The sequence below is a fragment of the Bacillus sp. Marseille-Q3570 genome, from assembly GCF_946151055.1.
GTDB lineage: Bacteria > Bacillota > Bacilli > Bacillales > Fictibacillaceae > Pseudalkalibacillus.
In genome coordinates, this window is the sequence record NZ_CAMGYZ010000009.1 from 23,421 (window position 1) to 47,422 (window position 24,002).

At 42.2% G+C, this 24,002-nt stretch carries 19 protein-coding genes and 1 other annotated feature; of the genes, 2 read left to right on the plus strand and 17 right to left on the minus strand.

Annotated elements, in window-relative coordinates; genetic code table 11:
• Positions 1-31: 31 nt before the first annotated feature.
• The 3 genes from N8M93_RS14845 to N8M93_RS14855 all read right to left on the minus strand — a co-directional run bounded on the left by N8M93_RS14845 (position 32) and on the right by N8M93_RS14855 (position 5,848).
• Entirely contained in the window at positions 32-1,729 is a 1,698-nt protein-coding gene (locus N8M93_RS14845) for a diguanylate cyclase (RefSeq protein ID WP_261133108.1), read from the minus strand.
• Positions 1,730-1,839: 110 nt separating this feature from the next.
• Positions 1,840-3,138 (minus strand): folylpolyglutamate synthase/dihydrofolate synthase family protein, encoded by a 1,299-nt coding sequence (locus N8M93_RS14850; RefSeq protein ID WP_261133109.1) that lies wholly within the window; start codon positions 3,136-3,138, stop codon positions 1,840-1,842.
• Positions 3,139-3,199: 61 nt separating this feature from the next.
• Positions 3,200-5,848: a valine--tRNA ligase gene (locus N8M93_RS14855; protein WP_261133111.1), complete on the minus strand. Its 2,649-nt coding sequence runs from the start codon at positions 5,846-5,848 to the stop codon at positions 3,200-3,202.
• 306 nt (positions 5,849-6,154) lie between these two features.
• Positions 6,155-6,379, minus strand: a binding site (T-box leader).
• A gap of 161 nt (positions 6,380-6,540) precedes the next feature.
• Here N8M93_RS14855 and N8M93_RS14860 point away from each other — a divergent pair.
• A complete protein-coding gene (locus tag N8M93_RS14860; protein ID WP_261133113.1) occupies positions 6,541-6,738 on the plus strand; it encodes a hypothetical protein in 198 nt (65 codons plus the stop codon).
• Between the two features lie 188 nt (positions 6,739-6,926).
• Here the strand turns inward: N8M93_RS14860 and N8M93_RS14865 are convergent, their stop codons facing one another.
• The 9 genes from N8M93_RS14865 to hemA all read right to left on the minus strand — a co-directional run bounded on the left by N8M93_RS14865 (position 6,927) and on the right by hemA (position 17,174).
• Entirely contained in the window at positions 6,927-7,928 is a 1,002-nt protein-coding gene (locus N8M93_RS14865; RefSeq protein WP_261133115.1) for a spore coat protein YsxE, read from the minus strand.
• Positions 7,925-8,836, minus strand: coding sequence for a hypothetical protein (locus N8M93_RS14870; protein WP_261133117.1), 912 nt, complete (start codon positions 8,834-8,836; stop codon positions 7,925-7,927). The genes N8M93_RS14865 and N8M93_RS14870 overlap by 4 nt, the downstream gene beginning before the upstream one ends.
• A 12-nt stretch (positions 8,837-8,848) precedes the next feature.
• On the minus strand, positions 8,849-9,952 hold the full coding sequence (gene spoVID / locus N8M93_RS14875; RefSeq protein ID WP_261133118.1) for a stage VI sporulation protein D: 1,104 nt from the start codon (positions 9,950-9,952) through the stop codon (positions 8,849-8,851).
• Between the two features lie 822 nt (positions 9,953-10,774).
• Positions 10,775-12,082, minus strand: coding sequence for a glutamate-1-semialdehyde 2,1-aminomutase (hemL, locus tag N8M93_RS14880; RefSeq protein ID WP_261133120.1), 1,308 nt, complete (start codon positions 12,080-12,082; stop codon positions 10,775-10,777).
• 20 nt (positions 12,083-12,102) lie between these two features.
• On the minus strand, positions 12,103-13,080 hold the full coding sequence (gene hemB, locus N8M93_RS14885) for a porphobilinogen synthase (RefSeq protein ID WP_261133122.1): 978 nt from the start codon (positions 13,078-13,080) through the stop codon (positions 12,103-12,105).
• Positions 13,077-13,865 carry a uroporphyrinogen-III synthase gene (locus N8M93_RS14890; RefSeq protein WP_261133125.1) on the minus strand — a complete coding sequence of 263 codons (789 nt, stop codon included), beginning with the start codon at positions 13,863-13,865 and terminating at the stop codon, positions 13,077-13,079. The genes hemB and N8M93_RS14890 overlap by 4 nt, the downstream gene beginning before the upstream one ends.
• Entirely contained in the window at positions 13,865-14,800 is a 936-nt protein-coding gene (gene hemC, locus N8M93_RS14895; protein ID WP_261133127.1) for a hydroxymethylbilane synthase, read from the minus strand. The genes N8M93_RS14890 and hemC overlap by 1 nt, the downstream gene beginning before the upstream one ends.
• Before the next feature lie 149 nt (positions 14,801-14,949).
• Positions 14,950-15,777 (minus strand): inner membrane protein YpjD, encoded by an 828-nt coding sequence (locus N8M93_RS14900; RefSeq protein ID WP_261133129.1) that lies wholly within the window; start codon positions 15,775-15,777, stop codon positions 14,950-14,952.
• Between the two features lie 26 nt (positions 15,778-15,803).
• Complete coding sequence (gene hemA, locus N8M93_RS14905) at positions 15,804-17,174, minus strand: glutamyl-tRNA reductase (RefSeq protein ID WP_261133132.1); 1,371 nt, start codon at positions 17,172-17,174, stop codon at positions 15,804-15,806.
• A 274-nt stretch (positions 17,175-17,448) separates the two neighbouring features.
• On the opposite strand from hemA, the gene N8M93_RS14910 reads away from it, so the two are divergent.
• Positions 17,449-17,913: a hypothetical protein gene (locus N8M93_RS14910; RefSeq protein WP_261133133.1), complete on the plus strand. Its 465-nt coding sequence runs from the start codon at positions 17,449-17,451 to the stop codon at positions 17,911-17,913.
• 329 nt (positions 17,914-18,242) lie between these two features.
• Here the strand turns inward: N8M93_RS14910 and N8M93_RS14915 are convergent, their stop codons facing one another.
• From N8M93_RS14915 to lon, 5 genes are all read right to left on the minus strand, one after another.
• The gene (locus N8M93_RS14915; protein ID WP_261133312.1) at positions 18,243-18,965 is read right to left on the minus strand and encodes an amino acid ABC transporter ATP-binding protein; all 723 of its coding nucleotides are present in this window, start codon (positions 18,963-18,965) and stop codon (positions 18,243-18,245) included.
• Between the two features lie 32 nt (positions 18,966-18,997).
• Entirely contained in the window at positions 18,998-19,657 is a 660-nt protein-coding gene (locus N8M93_RS14920; protein ID WP_261133135.1) for an amino acid ABC transporter permease, read from the minus strand.
• Between the two features lie 134 nt (positions 19,658-19,791).
• Positions 19,792-20,586: a transporter substrate-binding domain-containing protein gene (locus N8M93_RS14925; protein WP_261133136.1), complete on the minus strand. Its 795-nt coding sequence runs from the start codon at positions 20,584-20,586 to the stop codon at positions 19,792-19,794.
• 295 nt (positions 20,587-20,881) lie between these two features.
• Positions 20,882-21,463 carry a ribosome biogenesis GTP-binding protein YihA/YsxC gene (gene yihA, locus N8M93_RS14930; protein WP_261133138.1) on the minus strand — a complete coding sequence of 194 codons (582 nt, stop codon included), beginning with the start codon at positions 21,461-21,463 and terminating at the stop codon, positions 20,882-20,884.
• Positions 21,460-23,784 (minus strand): endopeptidase La, encoded by a 2,325-nt coding sequence (lon, locus tag N8M93_RS14935; protein ID WP_261133140.1) that lies wholly within the window; start codon positions 23,782-23,784, stop codon positions 21,460-21,462. Before lon ends, yihA begins: the two co-directional genes overlap by 4 nt.
• Positions 23,785-24,002 lie beyond the last annotated feature (218 nt).

The window sequence follows — 24,002 nt, forward strand, 5'->3', positions numbered from 1 at the left end:
CTGACACTTTTCTTCTAGGACAGCCCTGTTCCTATCCGATATAGCTTGCAACTTTATTTCTTCCTTGCTGTTTTGCACCTGTATACATTGCCCGGTCAGCATTCCGAATTAACGTCAGTGGATCCTCACCTTGTAATGGAGCAGTTGACACCCCAATACTGACAGTCAAATGGATTCGTTTATTGCGCAGGTCTCCAAGGTCATTCTTAATAGTGAAATGCGAACTTGAAATGTCTTCCCTGATTGCCTCAGCAAGATCCAAGCTCTCTGCATGATCCATATTCGGAAGGACGATGACAAACTCTTCCCCGCCGTATCTTGCTACAGTTCCATGTTTTCCTATGATATCTACAAGTCTATCGGCAACCTGACACAATACGATATTGCCGGCTTGGTGACCATACGTATCATTTACACGTTTGAAATGATCGATATCCAACAGGATAAGCGAAAATGGTTTATGGGTCTCCTCATAATTCACATACATTTCTGAAAGCATATCCTCAAAATAACGGTAATTGTAGAGATTTGTCAGGTGACACCGTTCACTTTTGTTCTTCGTAGCTTCATAGTTCTTTGCCTTATCGATTGCCACTGCTAGATAGTTTGATAATATTTCAAGGATCATCGCATGTGCTTTGTCGTATGCTTTCTTCTGATTCGATGCGAACGTGATTACACCTACTACTTCATGGTTCCGGATCATTGGAACGGAAAGGACGGATTGTACAGAAACTGGCAATAAACCTCTTGAATATTTCCGCCATTGATGGCGTGCTGTAAAACGGAGACTATGACCGCTCTCCCACACTTTACCGCTTATTCCTTCCCCTTTTAATAGATAAGGATGGTCAGCGTTGAAGGCGTTCTTTGATTCGTATTTCCGATTAACTTTCAATTGCGTTTCATCTTCAATATCCAGTATGTACGCATAATCGACTTTCAACATTTTCGTCATACGGTCCATATAGATATCTAATATTTCATCTACTTTCAAGCTTTCGGTCAATTCTTGTCCAATTTTACTCGTAAACTTCAGTAAATGGTTGATCTTCTGGCTGGAATGATACATATTCACAAATAATGAAATGACGACAAAAGGGATACCGACGAATAGAATGGCTGTCGTACCAAGTTGTGAGTAAATGATGTAGAAAGTGATCCCGACAGGAAGGATGAATGACTCCATGAACATTTCCCAGAGGAAATCTTTATCAAACAATGAGCTCGATTCTTTATAGATGTATCTACGCAATAAATAGAGGATGAAATGGTTCGTAAGGATAGCTGTAAGAGAGTAACCGAGAACTGGTATGATCTTCGGATACTCATTCATCCCCAATCCGCCGACTTCTCCACCAAGCAGGTAATAGACCAATGCTGCTGATGCAGAAACCAACATGAACATGAGTGAACTTGTCCCAAATCGATAGAGCGGATATTTCAACCTGATCATCGAAGCTGCAATCGTAATCTGTACGAGGACCAATTCGATCAGTAATCCGAAATGCAGGAAGACGGCGAGGGATATCCCTTGTATCAGGGAGATGTTCGTCCCCTTCACATGGATCGGGAACAATGAAACGACAACCATCATGATCAACATGCCGATAATATCTAACCAATAGCCTTCTAATGATGGTATCGAGTAGGTGAAGAACGCCCACAGGACCAAAGTCCATGCTAACGCACAGAGCATTATGAGCACACGTTTTGCACCTTTTGTCATATTCATCCCCCCTCGCCTTTACCCTTACAATCCGATTGAGTCTAACGTACTATTTATCCTTATTCACATTTTATCAAAACTTCTCAAAAAATGTAATTAAAATATTCAATTTATTTCATATTTTTGAAAATTTCCCTAGCCATTGATATGAAGTATAAGGATCCTGTAATAACGAGGACATCTTCCTCACCCATTCGATCCATCTCTAAGCTCAATGCAGTATTAAAATCCTCTTCTAGGTCTTTTGGTTCATATTCACTTCTTTCAAATAACGATTCCGCGGAGCTGGCCCTCGGAAAATCGAAAGATGTAAACATGAGGTGATCGATGCAGTCGTAAAGTTCAGATAGCATTTCATTGACCGGCTTATCCCTTAAGGCACTGAAGATGATTCTCTTTTTTCGATTTGGATAATGGCTGGTCAAGGTTTGTTTGAGGCTTTCGATTCCTTCTTTATTATGAGCACCGTCGAGAATAATCAGTGGGTTTTCATTTACTTGTTCAAAACGACCTGGCCATTGTGCTTGAAATAAACCGTCAAAAATATGTTGTTCTTGAATTTTGAGATCGATTCGTTCACCCAATGATTCAATCAAGACAATCGCCATCGCTGCGTTTTTCACTTGATGGTAGCCATTCATTTTCACACGGAGATTTTCATAGATTCGAGATGGACTCTTTAACGTAAAGGATTCTCCCTCTTCCAATACTACATGATCGGTTATGAAATAATCTTTTTTCAAGCGAGTGATCGGTGCCTTTTGCTCTTTCGCCTTTTCTTCCACAACTTTGATGGCTTCTGCTTGTTCAACCCCAGTGACAATAGGAACTCCGGCTTTGATAATTCCGCTTTTTTCGTAAGCAATTTCTTGCAATGTATTACCCAAAATTGCGGTGTGGTCATACCCGACGTTCGTAATGCCTGTGAGTATAGGTTCGATGACATTCGTTGAATCGAGCCTCCCCCCGAGCCCAGTTTCAAATAGGATGATATCGGCTTTACGGTACCTGGCGAAATAAACGATCGAGAGGATCGTCACAACCTCGAACTCGGTCGGTGTCCCTAAATCGGTAGCAGCCAATTTTTCAGCTATAGGTCTCACATCATTCGCTACGCTTACCAGCTCGTCATCCGTCATCGGCTCTCCGTTGATGGAGATCCGCTCATTGAAGCGCTCAATATAAGGTGAAGTGAATGTCCCGACGGTAAAACCTGCTTCTTGCAAAATACAACGCATATACGTTAAGGTGGATCCTTTTCCATTTGTTCCGGCAAGATGGATGGCTGTCAAGTCTCTTTCGGGGTGGCCAAGTTCCTTCAACATCCATTCCATCCTCAATAATCCGGGTTTCATGCCAAAGGCGAGAAGTTCATGGATCCAGTATAATGTCTCTTCATAAGTTTTCATTTCGCTACTCCTTGATAACTATGAAGAAGACGAATCACTATGATCCGTCTCCTTCACTCGATTAATTCTTTAATTCCTTGATACGCTCTTCAACCTTTTGTCGATTTTCCAGATACGTTTTTTCCTTTTGACGTTCTTCTTGAACGACTTTTTCCGGTGCTTTCTTGACAAATCCTTCATTACCTAGTTTTTTCTGTACGCGCTCAACTTCTGAGTTCCATTTTTTATACTCATTTTCCAAGCGTTTGATCTCTTCTTCAATATCGATCAACCCTTCTAGCGGTAAGAAGATCTCCACACCGCTGACGATTGAGGTCATCGCTTTTTCTGGTGCTTCTAGTTCAAGTCCCATCGTCAATGGCTCTGGGTTACAGAAGCGATCCAGATACGTTCGATTCTTCTCCAATTGTTTAAGAATTTCACCCGTATGAGGCTTAAGCTGAATTTCGATCGGTTTGCTTGGCGGTACGTTCATCTCCGAACGTGTATTACGGACCGAACGAATGATTTCAGTCAACACCTTCATTTCCTTTGCAGATTCTTCAAAATGAAGATCCTTGCGTTTAACCGGCCAATCAGCAACTGTTATCGAATCACCTTTATGCGGGATATGTTGCCAGATTTCCTCGGTTATGAATGGCATGAACGGGTGAAGCAGGCGTAAAGTCTGATCGAGGACATATGCAAGAACAGATCGGGTCGTTTTCTTACGTGCTTCATCCTCACCATAAAGGGGAAGCTTCGCCATTTCGATATACCAGTCACAGAAATCATCCCATATGAAGTTGTATAACGTTCTGCCAACTTCTCCGAACTCGTAGGCATCAATCAATTTGGTAACGGATTCGATCGTTTCATTCAGACGAGTCAGGATCCATTCATCAGCTAGTGATTTCTCACCGGATAAGTCGATTTCATCCACTGTCATACCATCCATATTCATCAATGCAAAACGTGAAGCGTTCCATATCTTGTTTCCGAAGTTCCAAGTCGATTCAACTTTTTCCCAATAAAAGCGGAGGTCGTTTCCTGGCGAGCTTCCTGTTGAAAGGAAGAACCGAAGTGAGTCAGCTCCGTATTTATCAATGACATCCATCGGATCGACACCGTTTCCAAGTGATTTACTCATCTTACGTCCTTCTGAGTCCCGAACCAATCCATGAATCAGAACATCCTTGAATGGACGTTCACCAGTGAATTCAATCCCCTGGAAGATCATACGTGCAACCCAGAAGAAAATGATGTCATAACCTGTTACCAATACATCTGTCGAATAGTAACGCTTGAAATCAGCAGACTCTTTATCCGGCCACCCCATTGTAGAAAACGGCCATAGTGCCGAACTGAACCAGGTATCGAGTACGTCTTCATCCTGTTCCCAGTTTTCTAGATCTTCTGGTGCCGTGCGGCCGACATATATTTCACCGGTTTCTTTATGGTACCAGGCAGGAATCCGATGCCCCCACCAAAGCTGTCGGCTGATACACCAATCACGGATGTTTTCGATCCAACGCATATACGTCTTTTCGAAGCGGTCTGGAACGAAATGGACCTTGTTTTCTTCCTTTTGCAATTGGATAGCTTGATCAGCTAACGGCTGCATTTTTACGAACCATTGTGTGGAGAGATATGGCTCGACAACCGCTCCACTTCTTTCAGAATGACCAACTGAATGCATGTGGTCTTCAATTTTGAAAAGGACACCCTGGTCTTGGAGGTCTTTGACGATCTTCTTCCGACATTCAAAGCGATCCAACCCTTGATATGGACCTGCTTCTTCGTTCATCGTTCCACCTTCATCCATTACGAGGATCCGTTTAAGGTTATGACGGTTTCCAATTTCGAAGTCGTTTGGATCATGTGCAGGAGTAATCTTGACCGCTCCTGAGCCAAATTCCATGTCAACATAATCATCTGCTACGATTTCGATTTCACGGTCTGTGATCGGAAGCTTAACTTTTTTACCAATCAAGTCTTTATATCGATCGTCATTAGGATGGACAGCAACAGCAGTATCTCCAAGCATTGTTTCTGGACGAGTCGTCGCTACCTCGATATGTCCGCTACCATCTGCAAGAGGGTATTTCATATGATATAGGGCGCCTTGTACATCCTGATAGATGACTTCGATGTCTGATAATGCAGTCTTCGTCTGTGGATCCCAGTTGATAATGTATTCTCCACGATAAATGAGACCTTTTTCATAAAGCGAAACGAAAACCTCTTTAACAGCGTCGGATAATCCTTCATCCAGTGTAAAACGTTCGCGGGAATAATCCAGGGACAGTCCTAGCTTCGACCATTGCTTCCGGATGAACTCAGCATATTCATGCTTCCATTCCCAAGAAACCTCCAGGAATTTTTCACGGCCGAGCTCGTATCTCGAAGTTCCTTCTTCCTTCAACTTCCCTTCTACCTTGGCCTGCGTAGCGATCCCTGCATGGTCCATCCCTGGCAGCCAAAGGGCATCATAACCTTGCATACGCTTTGTACGGATCATGATATCTTGTAACGTTGTATCCCATGCGTGTCCAAGATGCAGTTTACCGGTTACGTTCGGTGGCGGGATCACGATGGTATAAGGCTTCTTGTCTTCCCCGCCTTTTGCTTCGAAAAACTTTCCATCGAGCCAATATTGATACCATTTTTCTTCTGTCTTTTGTGGATCATATTTTGTCGGCATCGAAATTTCTTGCTCTTGTTCAGACATTTATTACTCCTCCTTTAAACATCATCATTCATTTTAATTACAATTCTTTTTTAGAATCCGGCTTTATAACCTTAGTAGTTGATTTGTTTTCCAGTTCCCTACGTGATTAAGCGGTTGCTTCCGCTTTTCTTGAGTCCGCGGATAGGGAGCGAATTTTCGTAAAATAACCAATGAAAATATCAAAGCCTTGATAAAGAAAACTTGGCTAAGTCAAGCCTTAGCGCAGGCTGAGCCTTAGTTGCCCTTATATTGAAGAAAGTATTTATACTTTCTTCAAATGAAATAAAAAAAACCTCTTTTACATCCTCAAAGGACGAAAGAAGTTCGCGGTACCACCTTTGTTTACAGCTCAATAATAACTAGCTGCACACCTCTAATCGATAACGGTCAGAATCCGACTTCTCTTACTTTTCTGGTTCAGAGAAGTTGCTCAAGGGTGACATTCAACTGCTACCTCCTGAGAAATCTTTCAGCTGATGATTTCCCTCTCTTTAGGTTTCACAATCTACTCTTCCCTATCGAAGCATCCTATACATTTTTAAGCACGTATCAGTAGTATATAGTTTACCTTTTGAATTGTCTTATCGTCAATAGGCTTTCCACAAATTTTCTCTTTTAAACAAAAATGGGCACGGAAGTTAGGCAAGTATCATAACATATAGTAATCCCTGTAAAAGAAAGGATTCATCACAATGAGGAGACGTCGAGGCTTCAACAAATACCGGTTTCATTATCACCTCCGACAATTCAGAAGCATCTGTGAGCAGTTTGTCTTTCCGTTGTTGATATTCCAGGCGATCCGGACACTGCTGTTCCCGTCGGCATTCGATATCATACTTGTAGTCATCCTTCTTGCTCTCCACCTGGCGATTTATTATGAATTCTGGTGATGTAAACCCAAACCTTAGTGATGGCCGAGCCTTTAGTTCCTTGAAAAAGCAATTGCTTTTCTTTCGTGCCGTACATTGGTTCCGAAGCCGCCAGCTTGTACACTTATATTGTAGAAGGTATTCTTTCTTCAAGTAAAAAAACAAAAACCCTGCTTGAAAGCAGAGTTTCTCGTTCAAATTGTCAGCCGCTAATTTGGTGTCGTTTGAAGAAACTGATCTGTAAAGCGGTCAAGAGATTTCATGACATTCAATTTGCGATCCAATTTACGGACAAGCTCAAGCTGGGAGATATCTGGAGAACTTTGGTACATCTGGATTGTAGAAAATACAGGTTCAGGGAACTTCAGATAACTTGCAAGTAAAATCTTTTCCTCTGGTAATAATGGCAGATGGCTCTCATAACGTTCTAGCCAATCTATCGCTACATGTTCACTCCATTCCGGATATTGTGCTGCTGTCCGGAAGAAATAGGCCAGGTCACGTACAGGAGTATCTAGTATCGCCCTTTCAAAGTTGATGAAGCTTCCTTCACCAAGTTGATCCTGGACGACATGCCCCCTGAACGGACGGCCATGGCATAAAACGCTCCGATAGCGCTGGTGTTCTTCACAGCCTTTATACCATTCCGAGACTTTCTGTTTTGCTTCTTCAGCAATCCACATCATTTTATGGAACTGGGAAAGATAGCGAAGTTCAAAAGGTGAGATATATGTTTGTCGTTCAGCTAGCTCAGTGAACCTCTCCATCTCCAGCTGTCTTTGCTCGAAACGCCTCGTCAGTCCAGTATATGAATCCTTGATCACTTCTTCTGAGAAAGATTGCGCTTTTACGGTATTGGCATGGAGTTTTCCAAGCTCCTCGATTATGAAATCCTCATAAGGAAAGCTAGAACGCGAGTCGTTTTCATACCATTTGGTCAAATAGTAGTAACGGTTGTTGACAACAACATAAGGATCGCCATATTTCGTCCTGGTCAATGGAACGACATGATCATACCCGATTTCATTGAGCCGGTCCATGCAATGCAAGAACCAATCCACCTGTTCCTTGTTCATGGTCGTTTCTTTAAGGGCGAATGTTCCACGTTTTGAAGTAATACGTTGAACATGGCCATAAGACTCGATTTTTTCTGGGAACAAGTCATAATAATATAGGATGATGCCATCGATTGACATTGATGAGGCTTTCATCGTACCACCTTCTTTGCGCGGTGCTCAATCCAGTGAGAAACCTCTTCTACTAGCAGTCTGTTCGATTCCCACTCACGCTCGAACATATCCAATATTTCACTTGGTGATTGACCTTCTGTTGATTCGAGCCGCCGCACACACCTTTCCACCTCTCTTGGTGCAATGAGATCTGCTGATAGTAGTTGATCATATCCACCTTCAAGTGGAAAATGATCATGGATCGAATCAAGCACTCTATACATCGATTGGGTATCCGTCGCCAAACGCCAATCAGAAAGAAAATCACATAACCCTTTCATGCTGTATTCAGGGGTATTATCCCCGCCCTGCCAAAACAATCTTCCATGGACACGCTTTCCCTGATGAGTCAAAATAGTTGACTCCAACACAGGAATTTTAAGGTGTTTGAATCGATTTCTTATCGTTTCGACAGTCCTCAGCCGCCTTTTTGCCTCAGGTAGGCTTCGATTAAGAACTGGCATGTTTAGGTCTGATCGATTCAATCCATACTTTTCTACCATCTGCTCTCTTGTTTCAGAGAAATATGCATCCTGGTCGTCTGCATTTTCAACTCCTAGAGCTAATAATTTACCGATGAACATCCCCCACGTTTGTTCATGGTTGTGCTTCGGAAAAGGTTCATACCTCTCATCATGGAGAGTCAGGAATTGGCCATCATAAGGAAGGAACCACTCTGCATCCAACGTCCGGATCATCCGATCTGTCAACACATTGTTGCTTTCCAGACGTTCTCTCCAGCTGAAATGCCAGTTCATTGTCGATTCATCTGACCAGATACGAACTCTTTTCGTTCCAGCATCAGTTTCCAGAACTTCATTTTTATGTTTCCAATGCAACGGTTTTAGAGGGTAGTGTTTTTCGATGAGCTCCAGTATATCCATGCTCATAAGGACACCATCCTAACGTGCTGAAACTGGTATATATAAAATTTGTCCTTCTTCAATCTCTTCACTCTCTAGGCGGTTGACCCGCATAAGCTGACTAGGCGGTACATCATATCTGCCAGCAATCGAATCTAAGGAGTCACCTGCTTGGATGATACACATCTTCATCTTTGTGAGCTCTTCGTCATCCCTTGTAAGCATCTTTGTTAAATAAAGTGCATTTTCTTCACGCGGTGGACGGCTGGATGACGTCTCCTCTACCTCTTGCTCTTCATATACCTCTCCGGACTCTTCCTCATAGTAATACTCATGGTCCTCTTCTTCATACTCAAATTGTTCAGGACGATAGGTTTCTTCTTCCTCGTATTCGATTTCAAAGCTAGAAGAATCTGAATCATCCATATCACTGTCATATTCATATGATGCCGAACGGTCATAATGCTCTTCTGCCCTGCTCATAAATTCAACTTGAGGCTCTCTCCTCACAGCTTGATATTCTGTTTCAACATTTTCATCTTCTTCACTTTGCGGGGCTCGACGTGATTCGAATTCCAGGATAGGGAATGGATTCGATCCACCTTCATATAATTCATCATCGTCATCATCTTCTTCACGAGTTTCATAAACTTCATTTTCATAAACTGACTCTTGATGTTCAAAATCTTCAGCAACATATCCCTGGCTTTCATAAACACCTGTGACACTGACAGCTGCTGAAACCTCAATACAAGAAGGTGTCGGCATGTCATAATCAAAGTTATCAACCGTCACGTAAAGTTCATCCTTATCATGAACTCGATTCTTCGGGAGGGTGATATCAACAGGGAAACGGTGATCCAACTTCACTACATCATTTGATACTTCATTCAATTGGGAAAAAGAGCGATATCCAAGGAAGTTGGAGTCTTCTGCAGATGGCTCTTCCTCCTCTTGGTCAGCGCGTCTGTATTCACCCGTCAAACAGAGATACCCTTTAATACAGATTTGATCATCCACTTCTTCAATCGTCACTTCCGGGTCCAAGGCTACACTATAAAGCTCCTCAACCTCCTGTCCCTTATTTAGCCATACTGATTCTTCTATTGAAAACTGTAACTTAGACTGATTACGCTCTGTCAAAGCAAGCTCCCCCTCTCAACACAATTATTCCTGTACAATACAGATGTATGTCTGAGTCGTGATTTTATACCTAAAAATGACACGGTTAATGACTGTTCCGAAAGATTGTCCAATTTAGGGACTAACTTTTAAAATTAGGATATATCGTTTATACCAAAGGTGCTTTTTTATTGGCTCTGATGCGTCTCACTTTAACGGACACAGGAGACCTTATTCGGGACAAAACAAGGTGATTTTGCAATTTAACGGACATGAGAGACGCTATTTTGCGAAAACAGTAAGTTTTATCAGCTGAATCAGGTAAATAAGGGCTCTGGTGTCCGTTACGTACCTGAAATTTGGGATATGACCACAAATAAGGGCTCTGATGTCCGTTAGATGTTCTAATTCAATATTTCTCCCGAATCGCAGCTCTATTTTTCTTATGTTTCAAAGGCTCTTTTCTAAAAGATTGTTCCTTTTGAGTCATTTTAAAAAAAGCACCTTGTGCAAGTTGATTGGAGAGCAAGGTGCGAGACTCCTGCGTGATCAGAAGGACGGGTGAGACCATTCCATGTCGCAGGCGACGAGTGGGCTCACAGCACGCCCCGCGGAAAGCGAGCATCCTGGAGCGGAAATCAACGACTTTTAAAGAAAACTTGGCGAGACCAAGTCTTCTGTAGGTCGAGCCTTAGTTGCCCTTATACTGAAGAAAGTATTTATAATTACTTTCTTTAAGTGCAAGAGCAACAACGTTTGCAAAAACAGCCGTTCACAAAAAAGCAGGCAGGATATGTATGATATCCTGCCTGCTATCTTTGAATGCTTGCTATTTGGTGACTTTTATTTTTGTAGAAATTCCGCTACTTCTTTAAAGGCGTTGTCGCTTGCTTCAATCGTTTTTTCAATATCCTCATCTGTGTGTTTCGTAGATAAGAATAATCCTTCATATTGTGACGGCGGAATGGAGATGCCTTGATTGATCATGGCCTTGAAATACACTGTGAATGCATCAAGATTGGAAGAGCTTGCCGTTTCATAATTGATGACTTCATTGTCAGTGAAGAACAACCCGATCATCGAACCTGCACGGTTGATATGATGCGGAATCCCATGTTTTTCAGCAGCATTTGAAAGACCGTGCTGGAGTCGGTCTGCTTTTTTACCGAATTCTGTATAAGACTCTTCTGTCAATTGACGCAATGTTTCATAGCCAGCAGTCATCGCCAATGGATTTCCTGATAACGTACCAGCTTGATAGATTGGTCCGCTCGGTGCGATCCGATCCATGATTTCTTTTTTACCGCCATACGCTCCAACCGGCAGTCCGCCTCCGATTACTTTTCCGAGACACGTCAAGTCAGGTGTCACTCCAAAATGACCTTGTGCGCATTGGTATCCGACGCGGAATCCGGTCATTACTTCATCAAAAATCAATAATGTATCGTGGTCTTCTGTAATCTCACGCAAGAATTCCAGGAAGCCGTCCTTAGGGGGAACGACACCCATATTACCTGCAACTGGCTCTACAATGACACCTGCAATATCCTTACCGTATTGTTCAAATGCGTATCGAACACTTTCCTGGTCGTTGTATGGAACCGTAATCGTGTTCTTAGCTATTGATTCTGGAACTCCTGGACTATCTGGCAATCCAAGTGTTGCAACCCCAGAACCAGCCTTTATAAGGAGTGAATCCCCATGGCCATGATAACACCCTTCAAATTTCAGGATCTTGTTACGTCCTGTGTATCCCCGCGCGAGACGGAGAGCACTCATTGTAGCTTCCGTCCCTGAGTTCACCATTCTCACAACGTCAATGGATGGTACGCGTTCAATCACCAATTCTGCAAGTTTTGTTTCCATTTCATGTGGAGCACCGAAGCTAGTCCCTGCTTCAGTCGCTTTTTTCAATGCTTCAACGACATGATCATCTGCATGGCCAAGGATTAGCGGCCCCCAGCTCAACACATAATCGATATATTCATTATCATCCAGGTCGTAGATTTTAGAACCTTTCCCGCGTTTCATATAAATCGGATCCATATCTACAGATTTGAAGGCACGGACGGGACTGTTTACGCCCCCTGGCATGAGTGGTGTCGCTTTTGAAAATGCTTGTTTTGATTTTTCGAATGTACGATTATTCATCTTAACACCCTTCCTATCGATTATCTTTCATCAATGTAACGTGACGCATCCTTTGCGAAGTAGGTGATGATCAGGTCTGCACCTGCCCGTTTCATACCTGTAAGTTTTTCAAGAACAACTTCCTTTTCGTCGATCCAGCCATTTTGTGATGCTGCTTTTATCATCGAATACTCCCCACTTACATTATAGGCGACTAGCGGCAATGCGAAACGGTCTTTGATCTCCCTTAAAATATCGAGATATGCAAGTGCCGGCTTGACCATAAGGAAGTCTGCTCCTTCCTCATAATCCGATTGTGCCTCACGGATCGCTTCAAGTCGATTAGACGGGTCCATCTGATATGTCTTCCGGTCACCGAACTGTGGTGAACTATGAGCTGCGTCACGGAATGGCCCATAGAAGGCAGAAGCATACTTGACTGCGTATGACATGATCGGAATATCTTCAAAGCCAGCTTCATCAAGTCCAGCACGAATCGCTGCTACGAATCCGTCCATCATATTGGATGGCGCAATGATGTCTGCTCCAGCTCTTGCTTGGGAAATCGCTGTCTGTACTAACAATTCCAGAGACTGATCATTCAAAACATCTCCATCATGGATGACCCCGCAGTGGCCGTGGTCTGTGTACTGACAGAGGCATGTGTCAGCAATCACCGTCAATGAAGGATAGTTTTCTTTGATAAAAGTAATGGAACGTTGAACGATTCCTTTTTCTTCATAAGCAGATGTACCACGTTCATCTTTATGTTGTGGCACTCCGAAAACAATGACAGATTGAAGACCAAGCCCAGTAATCTCATCAAGTTCTTCTTGTAAACGGTCCAAGGAATAATGGAATACACCTGGCATCGAGCTGACCTCTTCCTTAACTTCCTCACCTTCTACAATAAAGAGTGGGTAAATCAAATCTTCTTTTCGTAAAAATGTTTCCCGCACTAATGAACGCATACTACCAGTTCTTCTTAATCGTCGGTGTCTTTGGAATGCATTGTTCATCGTCGTTCCTCCTTTTCTAAATAAGACTCGAGCGAAGCAATCAAGCCTTCTGCCGTATATTCTTCTGCAACGATATCAGCAGTTACTCCATATTCTTCAAGTGTTTCAGCGGTTATCGGTCCGATACACGCACATATCCGATCATTTAACCTTTTATCCACCTTTGCCAATTGAAAGAAGAAATGAACGGTGGATGAACTCGTAAACGTAAGGATATCAACATCTCGATCTCTCAATGCTTGGTGTAATGCTTCTTTATTGGCATCATTAGGGACGGTCTCATAGGTGATGACAGGTTCAACCTCTAGACCTGATTCAGTCAATTCACCCTCGATGATACTTCTTGCTAAATTCCCATGTGGAAGCAAAATACGCTCACCTTTGACCGTTTGACGTATGAACTCTTTCGTAAATTGTTCCGCTACAAACCTTGAAGGGACAAAATCTACTTTAACTCCATACTTTTCCAGGAGTTCTAAAGTCTTCTTTCCGATCGCTGCAATTTTTAATGATTCAAGAAGCTCAATTGAATGGCCCTCTTCCTCTAACTGTGTGAGAAAATAACGGACCGTGTTTTGACTCGTAAAAACGATCCACTGAAAATGTTCTATCTCGTGGATCGCTCTTTTTAATGCTGTATTGTCTCTTGCTGTTTGAAATGAAAGAAGAGGGATCACAACAGCTTCCCCTCCCCTTTGTTCAATTGAATGGACAAGCGGAAGAGCCTGTTCTTCAGATCTTGTTATTAATATTTTGTGACCTGAAAACGGCAGTCCCTTTTCCATTACTGATCAAGCTCCTTTTTAACCCGATCTAATATATCTTTCGCACCACGACCACCAAGATCCTTAGCTAATTGGACTCCGATTTTTTCTGGGTCAGTGCCCTGAATTGTATCTTTGATGATTGTCTTTCCATCTGGAGTAGAAACAAATCCTGTAAGTGTGATTGTTTTCTTGTCATCGTCAAGCTCAGCGAGTCCTCCAATCGGAACCTGGCATCCACCCTCAAGAGTACGTAAAAACGCTCTTTCAGCACGAACAGTATCGAATGTATCTGGACAATTGATTTTTTCCAACCAAGCCTTCAGCTCCTGATCACTCCCTCGGCATTCAATCGCAAGTGATCCTTGTCCCACTGCAGGAATGCAAACGTCCTTCTCCAGGTATTGACTGACGACATCATCAGACCATCCCATACGTTTCAATCCAGCTGCAGCTAAAACAATGGCATTGTAGTCTTCATTTTCTAGTTTTGCAAGTCTTGTATCAATGTTCCCACGTATCCATTTTATAGAGAGATCCGGCCGTTTCGCAAGCAATTGTGCTCCTCTTCTCAAGCTGCTCGTCCCAACCACCGCCCCTTCAGGCAATTCTTCAAAAGGCGTATGATTTTCAGAAATAAGCGCATCGCGATAATCTTCACGAGGCGGGGTGCAGGCAAGTTCAAGTCCTTCTGGGAGAATAGACGGCATATCCTTCATACTATGGACAGCGAAGTCGATTTCCTTATCGATCATAGCCTGTTCAATTTCTTTAACAAAGAGACCTTTCCCTCCCACTTTTGAAAGGGTCACGTTCAAGATTTGGTCTCCCTTTGTTACAATCTCTTTGATTTCGAACTCGAATGGTGCTCCTGCTTTCTTCAATTGCTCAATCACCCAACGTGTTTGGGTAAGAGCCAGTTTACTTCTTCGAGAACCGATGACAATCTTACGCATAATTGACCTCCAGACAAAAATTCTTTTTCATGGTGATATTCCACAATTTGACGGTGTCAGGCACGACAATTCAGCCCTTGTACTCCAAGAGTTCCAGAAATGTGCCTGGCACCCTTGCTGAATACGCCGTTTATTCTTCATTAATAAAGTTAATACCACAAATGAAACTCCGTTAAAGTAGCCGCTAAAAAGTAGTTGATCAGTATGACGAGTAGCCCTGCGACATTCCAGTATGCTAACTGGCGCCCGAATGCCCCTTTGCCTACCTTCAAGTACAAGTAGATCCCATACACAGATAAGACGATGAATGAGCTGATCACTTTAGCGTCTGTGAAAATCGCTTGTGTCTCGTACACTTTATACCCATAAATCAGCCCTAGTATCAGGCTTAGGAACAGGATCGGGACCCCAACCATATTCAGTATGAAAGGCAGTGTTTCCAAACGTGTAAGGCTTTCAAAACGCCACATCCGTTTTCCCACTTTTTTCTGCTTCAGCATATTGTATTGTACAAGATACATAATCGATAGAATGCTTGAAACCGTAAAAGCTCCATAAGCAATGAAGGCCATCGTAATATGTATGATCGCCAACTCGTTGATCAGTTGATCGGAAAATGCTTCTGAAACTTGATTATTTGGAGCAAACCAACTGACTGCCATGAGGATGAAACCGATGATATTCGTAAAAAACACAAAGAAATGCACACGGAAGAACCAGTTGATCAACAATGAAAGGGTGACGATCACCCATGAATAAAAAAATAACCCTTCCGTAGGCGTGAGTATCGGAAAACGGTTCGCTTCAAAGATCCGTAATAGTAAAACAAATGATTGCAATACCCAGACAATAGAAAGCAACCAGAAGGCAATTCTGTTCGCCTTCCGGTTGTTTTGTAAGAAATCCATGAAATATCCTAATACGCTGAGAGCGTATAAAATAATTGTAATATCGTAAATCCACCTGATACTACTCACGATACAACTCCTCTCCTGGGAGCAAGCTAATTCGCCGCTGGGTTGGAGACAGTTTGAAACGATTTCTCCGATTCTACCTCAGTCGACTTATGTTCGCGAGCAAGACGCTCCTCTTTTAGTACATGTTCCAACTCTTCTTCAATCCCGAATAACTGTGTGAAAAGCTCTAAATGCTCATTAGAATCAGGTTCTGCAGCCAACTCTTTCACCTTTGTTATCGGATCACGGAGCAGTTGGTTGATGATGCTCTTTGTATGTTTGCTGAGAACTTTACGTTCACGATCGGTAAGATCAGGCATTTTACGCTCGATGCTTTTCATCGTTTCAGCTTGAATGGAAAGAGCTTTTTGTCTTAATGCAGTAATGACAGGAACAACACCTAATGTATTGATCCAGTTCAAGAATGCAAGCAGTTCCTCTTCAATAAGGACCTTGATCTTAGCAGCCTCTTCCTGACGTTCGGCCAAATTCGCCTCAACGATTCCTTCAAGATCATCAATGTCATATAAAAAGACGCTTTCAAGATCCTGCAAGTCAGGGGAAAGATCACGTGGAACAGCGATATCCATCATGAACAAAGGCTTCCCTTTACGCTTTTTCAAAACGGGTGCTACGTTTGCCTTTGAAAGCACAAATTCTGTTGAACCTGTGGAACTGATGACAATGTCCGCTTTTTGTAAAGAAGATTCCAACTCTTCCATGGTAGAAGCTTGTCCGTTGAAACGGGCTGCCACTTCCAGAGCTTTTGCATATGTGCGGTTGAGTACTGTAATTTCATCAACCCCATTACTGCATAAGTGTTTTGCAGTAAGTTCGCCCATCTTTCCGGCACCGATGATCAAGACATTCTTCCCCTCTAGTCCATCGAAAATCTTTTTAGCAAGCTCTACTGCAGCATAGCTGACAGAGACTGCATTTTCTCCGATTTCCGTTTCGGAATGGGAACGTTTTGCTAGTGTAATGGCTTTTTTGAACAGTTCGTTGAAAACGGTACCTGTTGTTCCAATCTCTTGGGCTGTAAAGAAACTTGAACGTACTTGTCCAAGAATTTGCGTTTCGCCAAGAATCATTGAATCCAATCCGCAAACCACCTTGAATAAATGCTCGATGGCATCTTCACGTTCCTGGATCTGCAAATATGGGTTCAGCAAATCTTTATCTAATGAAAACCAATTCGCTAAAAAGGCTTTAATGTAATATCGGCCTGTGTGTAACTGATCAGCGACGGCATATATCTCAGTACGGTTGCAGGTCGATACGATGACACATTCTAGGATACTTTTTGTTTTTCTTAAAGACTGTAAAGCTAATTCTAACTCACCAGGTTGAAAGGAAACTTTTTCGCGTATTTCAACTGGAGCAGTCTTATGATTAAGTCCAACTTTTAAAATGTGCATCGTTCGTCACCCCCTGTTTTTATGTAAAACGAAGTAAATAATATTATTCCCACTTGCATTATAGCATGTGTGTTAAATCATAGCAGAAACAAATGTGAACAGTGTTTGAAAGTCTTATGGTAAGATGATTTTTAGCAGGCAAAAATCAGTATTCCCTAAAATCCAAATTTTAGTATATCCTTGCTTTATCAAGGCTTGACACACATATAATGTATCAAATTTCGAAGGTTTTCGCAAAAGAACAACATGATTCATGCTATATGAGGAGGAGATTATGAAACAAGGTATTTTTCCAGGTACATTGATCGCAGGGTTGGGTGTATATTTTTTAGCAAGACAATGGTCTGTCCCTTTCATTGGTGAAATTGATGTACTTCCTGCATTTTTACTAATCATCGGGATAGCGTTCCTCTTGCAAAAGAATGAACCGTACGCGCTTTTCTCAGGAGTAGTCATTTGCGGGATTGCAGTCCATTATTATGCCAGTGGAAATATCGCCAACTGGCCGGCACTCTGGATTATATATTTCCTCAGTATCGGGATTGGCTTTATCTTACAATATAATAAAACAAAGCAAGGAAGTATCTGGATCGGCGCGGCTTTAATCATCATTTCCCTGATTGCCCTGTTTTCAACCAATACAATCGGAATCATCAATACTATAGTCGATTATACGGAACAATTCTGGGCAGTCATCCTGATAGTGATCGGGTTTTACCTGATACGACGGAAAAAATAGTCCACTGGAAAAGTTTCCAGAAAAACCGGCATAGGGTGAACCATTAATTCCAGAAAAATTCAAGATAATTCTAGATATTTTTTGTTAATTCTAGAAAAAATGAGCACGATTCTAGAAAATAATCCGAGAAAAAAGTACTAAGATGCATCATGTTTAGCATATTAGCCCTCAACATCCATTTCTTCAACTACCGAAAAAGGTGTTGCCCGTTTGCGGACAACACCTTTTTCACACTTAAAGAAAGTATAAAAATACTTTCTTCAGTATAAGCGCAACTAAGGCTCAGCCTTTACCAAAGGCTTGGCTGAGCCAAGTTTTCTTTATATCGTTTAGAGGATTGAGCTTAAGAAATCTTTCGTACGTTGTTCTTTCGGATTGTTGAACAGGTCTTGAGGATGGCCACGTTCAACGATACGTCCATCATGCATATAGAAGACCCAATCTCCGACTTCACGTGCGAAGCCCATTTCATGGGTGACGACGACCATTGTCATTCCTTCCTGTGCTAATTGCTTCATGGTCGCTAAAACTTCCCCGACAAGCTCAGGGTCTAATGCAGAGGTCGGTTCATCGAACAACATGATATCAGGCTTCATAGCCAGAGCTCTTGCAATAGCTACACGCTGTTTCTGTCCACCAGACAGCTTCGAAGGATACACATCCGCTTTTTCTGCAAGACCTACTTTCTCAAGCAGCTCTTTCCCTTCTTTTTCAGCTTGAGAACGGTTCATACCTTTAACCATCAAAGGTGCCTCGATGACGTTGCCAAGAACCGTTTTGTGGGGAAACAGGTTGAAGTGTTGAAAGACCATCCCGATTCGCTCACGGACCTTATTCAGGTTTTCTTTCTTAGGGTCGATCTCTTTTCCTTCCACGATGATTTTTCCACCGTTTTTGATTTCCAGGAAGTTCAGACATCTAAGCAGGGTACTTTTCCCTGATCCACTTGCTCCTATCAATACGACAACATCATTTTCTTTAACTTCCATATCAACATCTTTCAATACATGCAAATCGCCGAAACTCTTGTTCAGCTTTTCGATTTTGATCATTTCACGTTTTTCAGTCAACATCAATCACTCCCTTAATCACTTGCAGATAGCTTCTTCTCCATCAGGCTTACGACAGCTGTCAATAAGAACACAAGAATCAGATAATATACAGCTACGATTAGTAGATACGTCATTGAATCGAAATTATTTGCACCTGAAGTAGTAGCGACATTAAACAGCTCATACATTCCGATGAAGGCCGCTAATGATGAATCTTTCAATCCAATGATGAACTGGTTACCGAGTGGAGGAAGTGCCCGCCGAAAAGCCTGAGGCAGGATGATTCGACGCATGGTCAATCCATTCGTCATTCCTAATGAGCGTCCAGCTTCCATCTGCCCTTTATCAATTGATTGGATCGTACCTCTGAAAATCTCTGCAATATACGCACCATTATGGAAAGCCAGTGCGAGTGTAGCAGACCAGAAACCTGAAATATTGTACTCGGAAAGTCCGAAGTAAAAGATGAAAATCTGTACAATTAACGGCGTCCCACGGACGATGTAAATGTAAACATTAGCGATTGCTTCCAAAACTTTGATTTTAGAAATTTTCAGCAACGCAAAGAAAAGTCCTATGAATATAGCAATCAAAATCGATACAGCCGTTACTTGCAGTGTTAAAAGCATACCTTTGAAAAAGACAGGATAACTCTCTATGAATGTGGAAAAAAAGTGCGAAAAACTAGGCAAAGTATATCAGCTCCTTAATACCTCAAAAATACAAGTTGAATCGTATAATTCCTTTGGAAAAGTTATGCAATACATGTCTTAAGTAACAAATGTGCGCAAATCTGCGCACATTCGTCATCTTCCCATTTCAATTCTTATTCTCCTTCAGGATCAGATGTGATATCGTCTCCAAAGTACTTTTCACTCAATTCTTTCAATGTTCCATCTTCTCTAAGCTTCTCTAGTGCTGCGTTGATATCTTCAAGAAGCTTTTCATTATCCTTTGCGACAGCAATTGCTTGTTCACTGCGTCCTAGAAGTTCTTTACCTTCGATTTTAAAATCATTTCCGATTGCTTCCTTACCTGTAACGAAGTCTGTTATGACTGCGTCGTGCTTCCCTTCACTTAACGCTTCTAGAGCAGTGACATCACTATCATAAATTTTGATATTGCTTGTCATTTCTTCAGCACTCTTCGCATATGTCGAACCTTTTGAAACTGCGATTTCTTTATCCTTCAAGTCATCCTTCGTTTCGATATCGCTATCTGGTCTTGTGAAAATTTGTGGACCAGAATAATAATATGGTTCGGAGAAATCTACATGTTCGGCACGTTCAGGTGTGATCGTGTGGCTGGCAACTGCTGCATCGAACCGTCCAGTTTTAACACCTTCAACGATACTTGCAAATTTGAATTTCTGTGGACTGGGTTCCAAACCTAGTTCTTTCGCAACCGCTTCAGCTACCTCAATATCGAAGCCTGTCATTTCACCTTCTGCGTTAGTGGAACTGAAAGGTTTGAATTCTCCGGAAGAAGCAAACGTGAACTTTCCATCTTCTTTGAGGTCATATCCACCATCTGCACCTCCACCGCCATCTGAACCACCGCAAGCTGCCAGAAGCATAGAAAATGCTAATACCATGACTGCCCATAAACTAACTTTTTTCATTCTGTTTTGACCCTCTTTCTGTAGATTTTTGGATACTACACTTGAGAGAAACATACAGTGGCAAATAGACCATAAACCTGATTTTTCAATACATCCTATAAAGTATGTAGTGGAGACAATGCCCACTGTCATTCTACCGACCATACTTTCTATATCTCTCAACCTCTGTATATTTCCCTTATCTAAGACGAACTAAACAGCACCTTAGTCCTACTTTCTCAAAGTATCCTAAGTACTACCTTCTACATAAAAACAAAAAACCCTCCCCGTTTTTTAAAACATGGAGGGTTTCAGCTTATATAAGGCTTTCAATAGTCGACCAGACTTTTTCTTTTCCGAACGATGTTTCTGCTGAAAATAGGAGGACCGGCTGCCCTTGTTCAATCGTAAGGGTTTCACGGATCTTTTTGATGTGCTGTTGGTGCTTCCCTTTAGGAATCTTATCCGCTTTTGTAGCTACGACAATCACAGGGATCTCAAAATGCTTCAGCCAATCATACATCAACTGATCGTCCTTTGATGGTGCATGACGCAGATCGACTAATAAGACAACTGCCCTTAACTGCTCACTTTCCATCAAATAGGTCTCGATCATCCGTCCCCAGGCATCGCGTTCTGACTTGGAAACTTTCGCGAACCCATAACCAGGGACATCCACAAAATACATCTTGTCATTCAGAAGATAAAAATTCAACGTTTGTGTCTTGCCGGGTTTTGAAGAAGTCCGTGCAAGGGCCTTACGGTTGATCATTTTGTTGATGAACGATGATTTCCCGACGTTTGAACGTCCGGCAAGTGCAATTTCCGGCTTCTGATCATTCGGGTATTGTTCTTTCTTAACGGCGCTGATAATCAGTTCAGCTGTATTTACTTTCATTTTCCCCCACCTATCAATGCTTCTTTTAATACCTCATCCAAATGAGAGACAGGTATGAAGGTGAGATCCTTCTTTACACTATCCGGAATATCATCCAGATCCTTTTCATTTTCTTTAGGGAAAATGATCCGCTCCAATCCTGCTCGATGGGCACTTAATGTTTTTTCTTTTAAACCGCCAATTGGAAGTACACGACCTCGGAGAGTGATTTCTCCGGTCATCCCGACTTCTTTTCGGACAGGGCGGTTAGTGAGCGCTGATATAAGCGCTGTAGCCATCGTAATCCCTGCTGAAGGACCATCCTTTGGTGTAGCTCCTTCCGGCACATGGATATGAATATCATTTTTCTCAGAAAACTCAGGATCGATATTCAATTCTTCAGCACGAGAACGAATATAACTGAAAGCTGCCTGTGCAGATTCCTTCATTACATCGCCAAGCTTCCCAGTCAAGATCAGCTTTCCTTTCCCAGAAGATACTGAAACCTCTATGGAAAGTGTATCTCCGCCGGCAGTCGTATAGGCGAGACCCGTAGCAGCACCGATTTGATCTTCTTCTTCCGCTTGTCCGTATCGGAATTTAGGTTTGCCCAGGTAATTTCCAAGCGTTTTCTCAGTAATGATGACACGTTTTTTATCGCCTGAAACAAGTTCTTTTGCTGCTTTTCTACATAAGGAAGCAATCTGTCGTTCGAGATTACGTACACCTGCTTCACGAGTATAACGCCGGATCACTTGCATAAGTGCCTCATCACGGATTTGGAATTTTCCTTTCGTCAATCCATGTGCTTTCGTCTGTTTCTTTACAAGGTATTGATTCGCGATGTGGAGCTTCTCAACTTCAGTATAGCCAGCAATCTGAATCATTTCCATCCGATCCAACAACGGTCCAGGAATCGTAGAAATGTTATTAGCGGTCGTTACAAACAACACTTTAGATAAATCATAAGGTTCTTCAATAAAGTGATCGCTGAACGTATTATTTTGCTCAGGATCAAGCACCTCTAACAAAGCTGATGCTGGATCGCCGCGAAAGTCATTGGACATCTTATCGATTTCATCAAGTAAAAATACCGGATTCACCGAACCAGCTTTTTTCATTCCCTGTATGAGCCGTCCTGGCATCGCACCGACATATGTTCTACGGTGCCCGCGGATTTCTGCCTCATCCCGTACACCACCTAGCGAAATCCTGACGAAGTTACGACCAAGCGTCCTTGCAATCGAGCGGGCAAGAGATGTTTTCCCGACTCCCGGAGGTCCTACCAAACATAGGATCGGTCCTTTCAGAGAATTTGTAAGCTGTTGTACAGCAAGATATTCAAGGACTCTTTCCTTCACCTTTTCAAGTCCATAGTGATCCTCATTCAGGATTTTTTCAGCATGATTGATATCAAGATTGTCTTCCGTCTCTTTTACCCAAGGAATATTCAAGAGCCAATCGATATAGTTACGGATTACGCCGCTTTCAGCAGAGCTTTGCGGCATTTTTTCATACCGGTCCAGTTCTTTCAGTGCCGTTTTCCTAACGTTATCAGGCATTTGGGATTCTTCGATTTTTTCCCGTAGTGACGTGACTTCCCCAGCTTTACCTTCTTTGTCACCCAATTCCTTCTGGATGGCTTTCATCTGTTCACGAAGGTAATATTCTTTCTGGGTCCGTTCCATTGACTTTTTGACGCGCTGGCCGATTTTCTTTTCAAGACCGAGTACTTCTTTTTCATTGTTCAGAATTTGAATGATTTTATTAAGACGGTCTTTGATCTCGAGTGTTTCTAAAATTTCTTGCTTTTGTTTGATTTTTAACGGCAAATGGGATGAGACGATATCTGCCAATCTGCCAGGTTCTTCGATGTCTTGGACAGATGCAAGAGTTTCAGCTGTCACTTTCTTCGAGAGGTTTATGTATTGTTCGAAATGATGCAATAAGGTACGCATCAGAGCCATTTCTTCAGCATCTGCCTCATCACGCTCCTCGATCAATTTGACTTTCACTTCAAGATATCCTGTTTCTTCTTCATCTTTATATGAAGTGATTTCCCCTCGTTGAACTCCTTCAACAAGGACTCTGATTGTTCCATTCGGAAGCTTTAGCATTTGATTGACTTTTACAATCGTCCCTAATTTATAAATTTCATCTTCCGTTGGTTCTTCTATGGCCACTTCTTTTTGAGTGGATAAAAATATGTGCTGGTCGTCCATCATTACTTTCTCAAGGGCTTGTACAGACTTCTTGCGTCCAACATCCAAGTGGAGAACCATACCTGGATAAACAAGAAGACCTCTTAGTGGCAACAATGGTATTTTTCTCGTTTGAGCCATAGAAACACACCTCCAAGTTCTATTTAACACGCTGATCTTAAATTCCTTCCCTGATTTCAATGGAAAAGCCGGAAAGAAAGCATTCAACTCAGCTTCATGATCATAACGAAAAATAGGTATTTCATCTTATCAATTTTACCCGTAAATCCAAGGTTTGTCTAATAAGTACCATTCATATTTGTCTGTTGTTAATGTACGCTTATGATTCAATATATAGG